10 protein-coding genes are annotated in these 13,458 nt (G+C 66.3%); 7 read left to right on the forward strand and 3 right to left on the reverse strand.

Translation table 11 applies throughout. The features are described 5' to 3' along the window. From ACUDCK_RS06890 to ACUDCK_RS06900, 3 genes are all read right to left on the reverse strand, one after another. Complete coding sequence (locus tag ACUDCK_RS06890) at positions 1–1,701, reverse strand: hydantoinase/carbamoylase family amidase (RefSeq protein WP_175167606.1); 1,701 nt, start codon at positions 1,699–1,701, stop codon at positions 1–3. An 11-nt stretch (positions 1,702–1,712) separates the two neighbouring features. Next, positions 1,713–2,657: an allantoinase PuuE gene (gene puuE / locus ACUDCK_RS06895; protein WP_116793163.1), complete on the reverse strand. Its 945-nt coding sequence runs from the start codon at positions 2,655–2,657 to the stop codon at positions 1,713–1,715. Positions 2,658–2,882: 225 nt separating this feature from the next. Then, positions 2,883–3,899, reverse strand: coding sequence for a 1-aminocyclopropane-1-carboxylate deaminase (locus ACUDCK_RS06900; protein WP_020924636.1), 1,017 nt, complete (start codon positions 3,897–3,899; stop codon positions 2,883–2,885). A gap of 192 nt (positions 3,900–4,091) precedes the next feature. On the opposite strand from ACUDCK_RS06900, the gene ACUDCK_RS06905 reads away from it, so the two are divergent. The 7 genes from ACUDCK_RS06905 to ACUDCK_RS06935 all read left to right on the forward strand — a co-directional run bounded on the left by ACUDCK_RS06905 (position 4,092) and on the right by ACUDCK_RS06935 (position 13,409). Further along, positions 4,092–4,562, forward strand: a complete 471-nt coding sequence (locus ACUDCK_RS06905; RefSeq protein WP_049072267.1) for an Lrp/AsnC family transcriptional regulator — start codon at positions 4,092–4,094, stop codon at positions 4,560–4,562. Positions 4,563–4,891: 329 nt separating this feature from the next. Continuing rightward, complete coding sequence (locus ACUDCK_RS06910) at positions 4,892–7,759, forward strand: 2-oxoglutarate dehydrogenase E1 component (protein ID WP_049072268.1); 2,868 nt, start codon at positions 4,892–4,894, stop codon at positions 7,757–7,759. A 103-nt stretch (positions 7,760–7,862) separates the two neighbouring features. Then, positions 7,863–9,095 carry a 2-oxoglutarate dehydrogenase complex dihydrolipoyllysine-residue succinyltransferase gene (gene odhB / locus ACUDCK_RS06915; RefSeq protein WP_144654986.1) on the forward strand — a complete coding sequence of 411 codons (1,233 nt, stop codon included), beginning with the start codon at positions 7,863–7,865 and terminating at the stop codon, positions 9,093–9,095. 120 nt (positions 9,096–9,215) lie between these two features. Continuing rightward, positions 9,216–10,643: a dihydrolipoyl dehydrogenase gene (gene lpdA, locus ACUDCK_RS06920; protein ID WP_006389383.1), complete on the forward strand. Its 1,428-nt coding sequence runs from the start codon at positions 9,216–9,218 to the stop codon at positions 10,641–10,643. A 76-nt stretch (positions 10,644–10,719) separates the two neighbouring features. Continuing rightward, positions 10,720–11,811: a cell division protein ZapE gene (gene zapE, locus ACUDCK_RS06925; RefSeq protein ID WP_175167607.1), complete on the forward strand. Its 1,092-nt coding sequence runs from the start codon at positions 10,720–10,722 to the stop codon at positions 11,809–11,811. Between the two features lie 121 nt (positions 11,812–11,932). Next, on the forward strand, positions 11,933–12,466 hold the full coding sequence (locus ACUDCK_RS06930) for a sigma-70 family RNA polymerase sigma factor (RefSeq protein ID WP_054501488.1): 534 nt from the start codon (positions 11,933–11,935) through the stop codon (positions 12,464–12,466). Continuing rightward, positions 12,459–13,409, forward strand: a complete 951-nt coding sequence (locus tag ACUDCK_RS06935) for a DUF4880 domain-containing protein (RefSeq protein ID WP_175142203.1) — start codon at positions 12,459–12,461, stop codon at positions 13,407–13,409. The genes ACUDCK_RS06930 and ACUDCK_RS06935 overlap by 8 nt, the downstream gene beginning before the upstream one ends. The last annotated feature ends 49 nt before the right edge of the window (positions 13,410–13,458 follow it).

Here is a 13,458-nt window from a genome sequence, read left to right on the forward strand (position 1 = left end):
TCAGCTCGTTGCTTCGTTGGCGAGATCGTCGAGCAGCCGCTGCATTGCCTGCGCGGCCAGCTGCATGTCGTGGTTGGTGGTGGATTCGAGCGGGTTGTGGCTGATGCCGGCGTTCTGGCCGCGCACGAACAGCATGGCCTGCGGCATGATCTCGTGCAGCTTCATGGCATCGTGGCCGGCGCCGCTCGGCATGCAATGGACCGGCACGCCCAGGGCCTGCACCGCGCGTTCCCAGCGCTGCTGCCAGGCCGGCGCGCTGGGGGCGGCGGCGGCGCGCATGGTTTCCTCGAGCGTGTAGCGCAGGCCGCGGCGCTGGCAGATCGCCTCCAGTTCGGCCAGCACGTCCTTGGCCAGCGCATCGCGCTGCGGATCGCTGGGCGCGCGCAGGTCGAGGCTGAAGCGGCATTCGCCGGGCACCACGTTGATCGAGCCATTGGGCACTTCCAGCATGCCGACGGTGCCGACCGAATCGCCGTCGCGCGCGGCGCGGCCTTCGACGAACACGATCAGCTCGGCCGCAGCCACGGCGGCGTCGCGGCGCCGGTCCATCGGCGTGGTGCCGGCATGGCAGGCCGTGCCGTGGATCCGCACGCGGTAGCGCACGCAGCCGTTGATCGACGTGACCACGCCGAGCGGCAGGCCGATTTCGTTCAGCACGGGGCCCTGTTCGATATGCACTTCGACAAAGCCCAGGTAGCGGGCCGGGTCGCGCTTGAGCTTGGGAATGTCGTCCACGCACAGCCCCGCGTGCGCCATGGCGTCGCGCATGCTGATGCCGTCAGCGTCCCGCTGTTCGAGCCAGCGCGGCTGGAAGTCGCCGATCAGCGCGCCGGAGCCGAGGAAGGTGGCCGGATAGCGCTGGCCTTCCTCTTCGGAAAAAGCGACGACTTCGATCGCGTAGGGCAGGCGCCGACCCTGGCGGTGCAGCGCGCGCACGCAGGCCATCGGCACGAAGATGCCGAGGCGGCCGTCGTATTTGCCGGCGTTGCGCACCGTGTCGTAATGGCTGCCGCTCATCAGGATGGGCGCGTCGGCGCGGTTGGCGTGATAGCGGCCGACCACGTTGCCGACCGCGTCAATGCCGACTTCGTCGAAGCCGCAATCGCGCATCCAATGCGAGATGCGCTGGGCGCAGGCGCGGTGCGCGTCGGTCAGGTAGGTGACGGTGAGCTGGCCGTTCTCGGCGTAGCCCGGATCGCTGTGCGCGCTGAGCTTTTCCTGCCAGTCCCAGATGTCGTTGCCCAGGTCCGGTTCGACGCCGAAACGGTCGTAAAGCCGCACTTCGGCGTCACGGTGCAATTGGCGCAGGGCCTCGCGGCGTTCGTCGTCCGGCGCGTTGTGGCGGCGGCGTTCGAGCGCCTGGCGCCATTGCCCGTCTTGCGGGCCGGCGCCGCGCGGGCCGTATTGGGACAGGATGAAGGGAAAGCCGAAACGCGCGGCATAGTCGGCGGCCAGCGCGGCGGCGTCCGCCGCCGCGTCGAGCATGGCGACGGGCTGAGCGCGCAGCAGCGCCAATTGCGCGGCGGCGTCAGTGTCGTCCACCGCGCGCTGCAGGGCCAACTGCAACTGCGCCACGCTGTGCACCGGGCGCGCCCGCACCGCCTGTTCGGCGGCCCAGGGCGCGTGGGGATACAGGTCGGCCAGCATGGCGGCGGCGTCTTGCGGCGCGGCGTCGTTGAATCGGGCGAGGGTAGGGGCCATGGTTGCGCGGTTCAGGCAGCGGGTTGATAGGGATGGCGCGCCTGCCAGTGCCGGGCGATGTCCAGGCGGCGGCAGACCCACACGCGGTCATGGCGCGCGATGTGATCCAGGAAGCGTTGCAGGGCGACGATGCGGCCGGGCCGGCCCAGCAGGCGGCAATGCATGCCGATACTGAGCATCCTGGGCGCCTCGTCGCCTTCCGCGTAGAGCGCGTCGAAGCTGTCTTTCAGGTACTGGAAGAACGGATCGGCGTGCGAATAGCCCTGCGGCAGCGCGAAGCGCATGTCGTTGCAGTCCAGCGTGTAGGGCACGATCAGTTGCGGCGCCACGCTGCCGTCGCTCTTTTGCACGCGCATCCAGAACGGCAGGTCGTCGCCGTAGTAGTCGCTGTCGTATTCGAAGCCGCCGTAGTCCGCCACCAGGCGGCGCGTGCGCGGGCTGTCGCGGCCGGTGTACCAGCCCAGCGGACGGGCGCCGGTCAGTTGCGTGATGGCCTCCATGCCCAGGCGCATGTGCTCGCGTTCGGTGGCTTCGTCCACGTTCTGGTAGTGCACCCAGCGCCAGCCGTGACAGGCGATCTCGTGGTCCAGCTCGACCAGCGCCGCGGCCAGCTCGGGGTGGCGTTGCAGCGCCATGCCGACGGCGAACACCGTCAGCGGCAGGCCGCGCTTTTCGAATTCACGCAGGATGCGCCAGACGCCCACGCGCGAGCCGTACTCGTAGATGCCTTCCATGCTCAGGTGGCGTTCCGGGTAGCTGGCCGGGTTGAACATCTCGGACAGGAATTGTTCGGATCCCGCGTCGCCATGCAAGACGCAGTTTTCGCCGCCTTCCTCGTAATTGAGCACGAACTGCACCGCGATGCGGGCGTTGCCGGGCCATTGCGCATGCGGCGGGTTGCGGCCGTAGCCGATCAGGTCACGCGGGTAGGGCTGGGTTGAGTCGTAGGTGCTCATGACAAGGCGGGCGTGGACATCGTGTTCGACACGATAAGGTAAATCGCATTGTCTGTATACAATTTATGTACATCATTAGTGATGACCCTAATACGTCAGGCAAGTCCGATCGCCATGAAGCGAACCACCCGCCGGCGTGCGCCGCCGGCGGGTGGTTCCTGGGTATCGGCAAGAGCGGTTCAGCGCAGGTCGCCGCAGGGCCACCCGCTGGCGCCATAGCCGCCGTCAGCCGTTGCGGTAGAGAAAGCTGTAGGCGTTGATCGCCGGCACCCCCCCAAGATGCGCATACAGCACCCGGGAACCGGCGGGGATTTCCCCGCGCCGCACGATGTCCATCATGCCCTGCATCGATTTGCCCTCGTAGACCGGGTCGGTCATCATCCCTTCGAGCCGCGCGCACAGGCGGATCGCCTCGTTGGTCTCGGCCGATGGCAGCCCATAGGCCGGGTAGGCATAGCGCGTATCCAGCACCACGTCGCCGTCCGTGATGGGGCGCTCCAGGCCCACCATGTCGGCGGTGCGGCGCGCGATGCGCAGGATCTGCGCGCGGGTCTGGTCCGGCGTGGCCGAGGCGTCGATGCCGATGACGCGGTCGGCGCGGCCGTCGGCGGCAAAGCCCACCACCATGCCGGCCTGCGTGCTGCCAGTGACGGCGCAGACCACGATGTAGTCGAACTTGAAGCCCAGCTCGGCCTCCTGCCGCCGCACTTCCTCGGCGAAGCCGACATAGCCCAGCCCGCCCAGCTCATGGTCGGAGGCGCCGGCCGGAATCGCGTACGGCTTGCCGCCGCGCTTGCGCACGTCCTCCAGCGCCTCTTCCCAACTGCGGCGGAAACCGATGTCGAAGCCCTGGTCCACCAGGCGCACGTCGGCGCCCATCAGCCGGCTCATCATGATGTTGCCGACCCGGTCATAGACCGCATCCGAGTAGTCCACCCAGTTTTCCTGCACCAGCACGCAGGCCAGGCCGAGCTTGGCGGCCACGGCCGCCACCATGCGGGTGTGGTTGGACTGGATGCCGCCGATGGTGACGAGCGTGTCGCAACCCTGTTCCAGCGCCTGGGGAATCAGGTATTCCAGCTTGCGAAGCTTGTTGCCGCCGAACGCCAGGCCGCTGTTGCAGTCCTCGCGCTTGGCGTAGATCTCGACCTTGCCGCCGAGGTGGGCGGACAGGCGCTCGAGCTTTTCGATGGGGGTGTCGCCGAAGGTCAGGCGGTGGCGGGGAAAGCGTTGCAGATCCATGCGGGCTCCTGGGGGAAGGGGGATCCGGGCGGGCCGCCGCGGATGGAAAAATCATAGGAATCCGCCAGATTGTTGGTCAATTGCGTATTTTTTAAATTTCTTCCTTTTAAATTTTTAGGAAATTCGATTTTTGGATCTAATATTTATGAATAAAAAATAAAAACCAAATTAAATTTTATAGGGACATATTAGATGGCCGCCATCGCCGGGCTGGATCGCATCGACCGCCAGATCCTGCGCCTGCTGCAGCAGGACGCCCAGATCACCAACCTTGATCTGAGCGCGCGCGTGCACCTCAGTCCCGCCGCCTGCCTGCGGCGGGTGGAAAAGCTCAAGGCCGAGGGCATCATCAGAAAGACGGTGGCGCTGCTCGAACCGGCCGAGGTCGAGATGGCCACGCTGGTGATCGTCGGCGTGGTGCTGGATCGCTCCACGCCGGAGTCCTTCACCGACTTCGAGCAGGCCGCGCGCGGCATCAGCGGCTGCCTCGAGTGCCATCTGGTGGCGGGCGAGTTCGACTACTTCCTGATGCTGCGCATCCGCGACCTGGAGCGCTTCAACAAGCTGCACGCGGGCGAGATCATCAAGCTGCCCGGCGTGCGCCAGATCCGCACTTTTTTCGTGCTGAAAGAGATCCTGTCGACCACCGAACTGCCGCTCTGACGAGGCAATTGCGCAACACCTCGCGCACGGATCGAAAAAAATGCCGCAATGCGGCATTTTTCGTTCGCGGAATTTGCGGGCGCGTAGACGGCGTAATTGCAGGGGTTGCATGGACATTCCAACGCCGCATGAAACCATTCCTGGCGCGCTTTTGCGTCACGCAATCGCAAAAAGACGCCCGTAAACTCAAAGGGTTATACTTTCATGCATACGGCTTTCAAGGCTTGTACGCGCCTTCTGCCCCTGCTATCCGCTAAACGGGAAGCCCGTGTCGCGGAAGGTTTTCCTGCATCGTAATCGAGTGAAGCACTCGTAAAGGTGAAGCGATTATGTCTTCGGAAATAGAATCCCTATCCACGTCTTACTTGTTTGGGGGAAACGCCCCCTACGTTGAGGAGCTTTACGAAGCCTACCTCGACAACCCCGGTTCGGTACCTGACAACTGGCGCGAATACTTCGACCAGTTGCAGCACGCTCCCGCCACCGACGGCCAGGAATCCACCCGCGACCAGGCCCACGCTCCCATCGTCGAATCGTTCGCCCAGCGCGCCAAGGCCAATGCCTTCGTGCAACGCGCCGCCGAACCTGACCTGAGCGTTGCCTCCAAGCAAGTCTCGGTGCAATCGCTGATCGCCGCCTACCGCTCGCTCGGTTCGCGCTGGGCCGACCTGGATCCGCTCAAGCGCCAGGAACGTCCGCCGATCCCCGAACTCGATCCGGCCTTCTACGGCCTGACCGAAGCCGACCTGGACCAGACCTACTCGGCAACCAACACCTACTTCACGACCGCCAGCACCATGACGCTGCGCGACATCCTGAAGGCGCTGCGCGACACCTACTGCCGCAGCATCGGTGCCGAATTCACGCACATCTCCGACCCCGCCGCCAAGCGCTGGATCCAGGAACGCCTGGAAACCACGCTGGGTGCGCCGACCTACACGGCCGAAGAAAAGCGCCACATCCTGCAGCAACTGACCGAGTCCGAAGGCCTCGAGCGTTTCCTGCACACCAAGTACGTCGGCCAGAAGCGCTTCTCGCTGGAAGGCGGCGAAAGCTTCATCGCCTCGATGGACGAAGTGGTGAACCACGCCGGTGAAAACGGCGTCCAGGAAATCGTGGTCGGCATGGCCCACCGCGGCCGCCTGAACCTGCTCGTGAACATCATGGGCAAGATGCCCGGCGACCTGTTCGCCGAGTTCGAAGGCAAGCACGCCGAAGGCCTCACCGACGGCGACGTGAAGTACCACAACGGCTTCTCGAGCGACCTGTCGACCCGTGGCGGTCCGGTGCACCTGTCGCTGGCGTTCAACCCGTCCCACCTGGAAATCGTCAACCCCGTGGTCGAAGGCAGCGCGCGCGCTCGCCAGGAACGCCGCGGCGACGCCGAAGGCAAGCAAGTGCTGCCGGTGCTGGTGCACGGCGACGCGGCCTTCGCCGGCCAGGGCGTGGTGATGGAAACCCTGAACCTGGCCCAGACCCGCGGCTATGGCACGGGCGGCACGCTGCACATCGTCATCAACAACCAGATCGGCTTCACCACGTCGGATCCGCGCGACTCGCGTTCCACGCTGTATTGCACCGACGTCGTCAAGATGATCGAAGCGCCGGTGTTCCACGTCAACGGCGACGATCCCGAAGCCGTCGTGTTCGTGACCAAGCTGGCCCTGGACTACCGCCTGCAATTCCGCCACGACGTCGTGGTCGACATCGTCTGCTTCCGCAAGCTGGGCCACAACGAGCAGGACACCCCGTCGCTGACGCAGCCGCTGATGTACAAGCGCATCGGCCATCACCCCGGCACGCGCAAGCTGTACGCCGACAAGCTGACCACGCAGGGCGTGCTGTCCGAGGGCGAAGCCGACCAACTGGTCAAGGACTACCGCCAACTGATGGAAGACGGCCAGCGCACCATCGAACCGGTGCTGACCGACTACAAGAGCAAGTACGCGATCGACTGGTCGCCGTTCCTGGGCGCCAAGTGGACCGACCAGGCCGACACCGCCGTGCCGCTGGCCGAGCTCAAGCGCATCGGCGAGCGCATCACCACCGTGCCGGAAGGCTTCACGGTGCACCCGCTGGTCGCCAAGCTGCTGAACGACCGCCGCACCATGGCCAAGGGCGAAATGAACCTGGACTGGGGCATGGGCGAACACCTCGCCTTCGCCACGCTGGTGTCCTCGGGCTACGCCATCCGCATCACCGGCCAGGACTCGGGCCGTGGCACGTTCACGCACCGCCATGCCGTGCTGCACGACCAGAACCGCGAGCGCTGGAACGACGGCACCTACATTCCGCTGCAGAACGTCTCGGAAGGCCAGGCCCCGTTCACCGTGATCGACTCGGTGCTGTCCGAAGAGGCCGTGCTGGGCTTCGAATACGGCTACTCGAGCGCCGAACCCAACACGCTGACCATCTGGGAAGGCCAGTTCGGTGACTTCGTCAACGGCGCCCAGGTCGTGATCGACCAGTTCATCAGCTCCGGCGAAGCCAAGTGGGGCCGCCAGTCGGGCCTGACCCTGATGCTGCCGCACGGCTACGAAGGCCAGGGCCCCGAGCACTCGTCGGGCCGCATCGAGCGCTTCCTGCAGCTTTGCGCCGACAACAACATGCAAGTGATCCAGCCGACCTCGGCCTCGCAGATCTTCCATGTGCTGCGCCGCCAGATGATCCGTCCGTTCCGCAAGCCCCTGGTGCTGTTCACGCCCAAGTCGCTGCTGCGCAACAAGGACGCCGGCTCGCCCCTGACCGAACTGGCCGGCGGCAGCTTCCGCCCGGTGATCGGCGAGGTCGACGAGGCCATCGACGCCGCCAAGGTCAAGCGCGTGCTGGCTTGCTCGGGCAAGGTCTACTACGATCTGGTCAATGCCCGCCGTGAACGTGGCGCCGACAACGTCGCCATCGTCCGCGTCGAGCAGTTGTACCCGTTCGCGCACAAGTCGTTCGAAGCCGAACTGCGCAAGTACCCGAAGGCCACCGAAGTGATCTGGGTCCAGGACGAGCCGCAGAACCAGGGCCCGTGGTTCTACGTTCAGCATCACGTGTACGAGAACATGGTCGAAGGCCAGAAGCTGGGCTACGCCGGTCGCGCCGCGTCGGCTTCGCCGGCCGTGGGCTACCTGGCCAAGCACCAGGAGCAGCAGAAGGCGCTGATCGAAGCGGCTTTCGCGCCCAAGTTCAAGGCCATGCTGACCAAGTAACCCAACCCGATGCACGCGCGGCGTGCGGCAAGTTGCAGAAATCCAATTTCGAACTTTGCCCGCGCCGCGCGGTCCAGAACACACACTCTACGGAATAAACAAAATGGCTATCACCGACGTCGTCGTCCCCCAACTCTCCGAATCCGTTTCCGAAGCGACCCTGCTGACCTGGAAGAAGCAGCCCGGCGCTGCCGTCGAAGCGGACGAAATCCTGATCGAAGTCGAGACCGACAAGGTCGTGCTGGAAGTGCCGGCCCCCGCCTCGGGCGTGCTGGCTGAAATCGTCAAGGGCGATGGCAGCACCGTGACCTCGGGCGAAGTCCTGGCCCGTATCGACACCGCCGGCAAGGCCGCCGCCACCCCGGCCACCGCCCCCGCCGCCGAAGCGCCCAAGGCCGCCGCGCAAGCCGCCGCCGCCCCGGCCGCTCCCGCCTCGACCGCCGCCGCCGGCGTGGCTTCGCCCGCCGCCGCCAAGATCCTCGCCGAAAAGGGCGTGGACGCCGCCAGCGTCGCCGGCACCGGTCGTGACGGCCGCGTCACCAAGGGCGACGCCCTGAACGCCAGCGCCCCCGCCGCCAAGGCCGCCCCGGCCAAGGCCCCGGCCGCCCCCGCCCCGACCACGCTGTCGCTGGACGGCCGTCCGGAACAGCGCGTGCCGATGAGCCGCCTGCGCGCCCGCATCGCCGAGCGCCTGCTGCAATCGCAACAGGAAAACGCGATCCTGACCACGTTCAACGAAGTGAACATGCAAGCGGTCATCGATCTGCGCAACAAGTACAAGGACAAGTTCGAGAAGGAGCACGGCATCAAGCTGGGCTTCATGTCGTTCTTCGTCAAGGCCGCCGTTGCCGCGCTCAAGAAGTTCCCGCTGATCAACGCCTCGATCGACGGCAAGGACATCATCTACCACGGCTACTTCGACATCGGTATCGCTGTCGGCAGCCCGCGTGGCCTGGTGGTGCCGATCCTGCGCAACGCCGACCAACTGTCCATCGCTGAAATCGAAAAGACCATCGCCGACTTCGGCCGCCGCGCCGCCGACGGCAAGCTGGGCATCGAAGAGATGACCGGCGGCACGTTCTCGATCTCCAACGGTGGCGTGTTCGGCTCGATGCTGTCGACCCCGATCATCAACCCGCCGCAATCGGCCATCCTGGGCGTGCACGCCACCAAGGATCGCGCCGTGGTGGAAAACGGCCAGATCGTCATCCGTCCGATGAACTACCTGGCCCTGTCCTACGACCACCGCATCATCGACGGCCGCGAAGCCGTGCTGGGCCTGGTCGCCATGAAGGACGCCCTGGAAGATCCGCAGCGCCTGTTGCTGGACCTGTAATCTCGGCGCCCTGAGCCCGGCGCCCGCGCGGCCTGTGTGTCGGCGGCGCCCGGCCGGCCCCACGGGCCGGCTTGCGCGGGCCGGGGCGAGTTTCACTCCCTCCTCATTCGCGAGAACACTATGTCCAAACAATTCGACGTCGTCGTCATCGGCGCGGGCCCCGGCGGCTACATCGCCGCCATCCGCGCCGCGCAGCTCGGCATGTCGGTGGCTTGCATCGACGCCTGGCAGAATGGCCAAGGCGGCCCGGCTCCCGGCGGCACCTGCACCAACGTCGGTTGCATCCCGTCCAAGGCGCTGCTGCAATCGTCCGAACACTTCGAGCAGGCCAACCACCACTTCGCCGAGCACGGCATCGAAGTCAAGGGCGTCAGCCTGAAGCTCGACACGCTGATCGGCCGCAAGAACTCGGTGGTCAAGCAGAACAACGACGGCATCCTGTACCTGTTCAAGAAGAACAAGGTCACCTTCTTCCATGGCAAGGGCGCGTTCGCCGGCCAGGTCGAGGGCGGCTGGGCCATCAAGGTCACCGGCACCGCCGAGGAAGACCTGGTTGCCAAGCACGTGGTGGTCGCCACCGGTTCGTCGGCGCGCGAGCTGCCCGGCCTGCCGTTCGATGAAAAGGTCGTGCTGTCCAACGACGGCGCGCTGAACATCGGCGCCGTGCCGAAGACGCTGGGCGTGATCGGCGCCGGCGTGATCGGCCTGGAAATGGGCAGCGTGTGGCGCCGCCTGGGCGCGGAAGTCACCATCCTGGAAGCGATGCCGGAGTTCCTGGCCGCCGCCGACCAGCAAGTGGCCAAGGAAGCCCTGAAGGCCTTCACCAAGCAAGGCCTGAACATCCAGATGGGCGTCAAGATCGGCGAGATCAAGGCGACCGCCAAGTCGGTGACCGTGCCCTACGTCGACGCCAAGGGCGCCGAGCAGAAGCTGGTGGTGGACAAGCTGATCGTCTCGATCGGCCGCGTGCCCTACACCGGCGGCCTGAACGCCGATGCCGTGGGCCTGAAGCTCGACGAGCGCGGCTTCATCGCCGTGGACGGCGACTGCAAGACCAACCTGCCCAACGTCTGGGCGGTGGGCGACGTGGTGCGCGGCCCGATGCTGGCGCACAAGGCCGAGGAAGAGGGCGTGGCGGTTGCCGAGCGCATCGCCGGCCAGCACGGCCACGTCAACTTCGACACCGTGCCGTGGGTGATCTACACCTCGCCGGAAATCGCCTGGGTCGGCAAGACCGAGCAGCAGCTCAAGGCCGAAGGCCGCGAGTACAAGGCCGGCAGCTTCCCGTTCCTGGCCAACGGCCGCGCCCGCGCGCTGGGCGACACCACCGGCTTTGCCAAGGTGATCGCCGACGCCAAGACCGACGAGGTCCTGGGCGTGCACATCGTCGGTCCGATGGCCTCGGAACTGATCTCGGAAGCCGTGACCATCATGGAATTCCGCGGCGCCGCCGAAGACATCGCCCGCATCTGCCACGCGCACCCGACGCTGTCGGAAGCCGTGAAGGAAGCCGCCCTGGCCGTCGACAAGCGCGCCTTGAACTTCTGATCCGCCACGCTGCGGCTCTGCCAAAGGGGGCGGGTTTTCGGACCCGCCCTTTTTTTCTTTTGCCTGTGTCATCTCCATGAACGTCCGCGAATACTACGAACACGCCCTGGCCGAACGCGGCTACAAGCCCGATGAAGCCCAGAAGAAGGCGATCGACCGGCTGCAGCGCTATTACGACGAGTGGATCAAGTTCAAGGCGATGCGCTCGAACGCCCTGAAGAAGCTGCTGAACCGTCCCGATGTGCCGCGTGGCGTCTATCTGTGGGGCGGGGTGGGGCGCGGCAAGAGCTTCCTGATGGACGCCTTCTATGCCACCGTGCCGGTGGTGCGCAAGACGCGCCTGCACTTTCACGAATTCATGCGCGGCGTGCATCGCGAACTGGAGGAAGTGAAGGGCATGCAGGATCCGCTGGACGAAGTGGCCAGGCGCGTGGCCAAGCGCTACCGCCTGATCTGTTTCGACGAGTTCCACGTGTCGGACGTGGCGGATGCGATGATCCTGCACCGCCTGCTGTTCAAGCTGTTCGAGTACGGCACTTCGTTCGTGATGACCTCCAACTACGAGCCGTCGACGCTGTATCCCGACGGCCTGCACCGCGACCGCGTGCTGCCGGCGATCGAGCTGATCCAGGCGCGCATGGACGTGATGAACGTGGACGCCGGCGTCGACTATCGCCGCCGCTCGCTCGAGCAGGTGCAGTGCTACCACACGCCGCTGGACGAGAGCGCGCAACAGGCCTTGCAGCAGGCCTTCGACAGCCTGGCCGACACGCCACCGCAGGAGCCGCTGCTGCATATCGAGCATCGCGAGATCCGCGCGCTGGCGCTGGCCGGTTCGGTGGTGTGGTTCGACTTCGCCACGCTTTGCGGCGGTCCGCGTTCGCAGAACGATTACCTGGAGCTGGCCAATCGCTTCCATGCGGTGATCCTGTCCGGCGTACCGCGCATGGGGCCGCGCCAGGCTTCCGAGGCGCGCCGCTTCACCTGGCTGATCGACGTGTTCTACGACCATCGCGTCAAGCTGATCATGTCGGCCGAATGCGAACCGGAAGAGATCTACACCGAGGGCGCGCTCGCCAACGAGTTCCATCGCACGGTATCGCGCATCCTGGAAATGCAGTCGCGCGAATACCTCGAGTCGGAACGCCGCCTGACTGCAACGTTGTAGTTATGCCGCAAGCGTCCGCCCGCGGGGGCGGACGTGGCGCAATTTGCGTCATTTGCATTGGTAATGCAAGTCATTATCAATTAACATCCGAAGACTTCTGGTCCCGCGCCGCAGTCTTCCCGTGTCTTCCCCCCTCCTTTCGTCTCCGGCCTCCTGCGCCGATGCGCCCGCCACGCAGGTCGACGGCCTGTACCGGGACCATCGGCCCTGGCTGTTCGGCTGGCTGCGCCGCAAGCTCGGTTGCGCGCATCGCGCGGAGGACCTGGCGCAGGACGTGTTCGTGCGCGTGATCCAGGGCCGCAAGACGGTTCGCGCCGGCGAGGCTCGGGCGCTGCTGACCACCATCGCCAAGGGGCTGGTGATCGATCATCAGCGTCACGCGGCGCTGGAACATGCCTATCTGGCCTATCTGGCCGACCTGCCCGAGGCCCATGCGCCGTCGCCCGAGACACAGGCCGAGCAGATGCAGGCCCTGATGCGACTTGACCGCCTGCTCGACCGGCTGCCGCCCAAGGCGCGCTCGGCGTTCCTGCTGTCGCAGCTCGACGGCCTGACCTATCCCGAAATCGCCCAGCGGCTGGGCGTGTCGCTCAGTTCCGTGCAGCAGTACATGGTGCGCGCCATGTCGGCCTGTTATGCCGCGCTTTATGACTAGCGCCGCCATGCCGCCCGATGCCGTGGTGCGCCAGGCCATCGCCTGGTGGGCGCGCCTGCAGTCGGGCATAGCCGATGCCGACGAGCGCGAGGCCTGTCAGGCCTGGCTGGCGCAGGATCCGGCGCATCGCAAGGCGTGGGAGCGGCTGGAAACGATTGGCCGCGATGCGCGCCGCGTGCCGGCGGCGCTGGCGCATACGGCGCTGGACGGCCCGGCGACGCCCGGCCGCCGCGTGGCCCTGCGCAATTTGCTGACGCTGGCTGGGGTGGGCGTGGCGGGTTGGGCTGGCTACCGGCATGCGCCGTGGCAGCGCCTGGCCGCCGATCTCAGCACCGGCATCGGCGAACGGCGCGCGGTGGCGGTGGCCGACGGCCTGCACGTCACTCTGAACAGCGACAGCGCGCTGCGGCTGGCAAGCGGCGCGCGCGGCATCCACCTGTTGCGCGGCGAGATCCTGGTGAGCGCGCAGGCGCGACCAGGCGCCGCCCCGGTGCGCGTGGACACCGGCCATGGTGTGCTGCTGGCGGACAACGCGCGTTTCGACGTGCGCCGCACGCCGGGTGGCGCACAGTTGGGTGTCTACGAGGGCAGTGTCGCCTTGCTGCGCGATGGCGCGTCGACGCAGGCTGCCGAAGCGGGCGAACGCCTGAGCTACGACGACCTGGGCGGGGTCGAGCGGCAGGCGGCCGATCCGGATCGCCTGGCCTGGGTCGACGGTCTGGTGGTGGCCAAGGACTGGCGCCTGGACCATTTCGCCGACTACCTGGCGCGCCAGCGAGTCGGCGTGATCCGAGTGGACCCGGCGGTGGCGGGCCTGCGGCTGTCGGGCGTGTTCCCGCTGGACGACGCCGAGCGCGCGCTCCGGGCGCTGGAGCCGGCGCTGCCCATCGTGGTGACGCGCCACACACAGTACTGGCTGCAGGTCGGGCCACGCGCGGCCTGAGCGTTACAAATTTCCTGATCGATGCATTGCAGGTTTTCCTTCCTGGTAC

The organism is Achromobacter sp. CF-sbj1-Ac2-l (genome assembly GCF_052698165.1).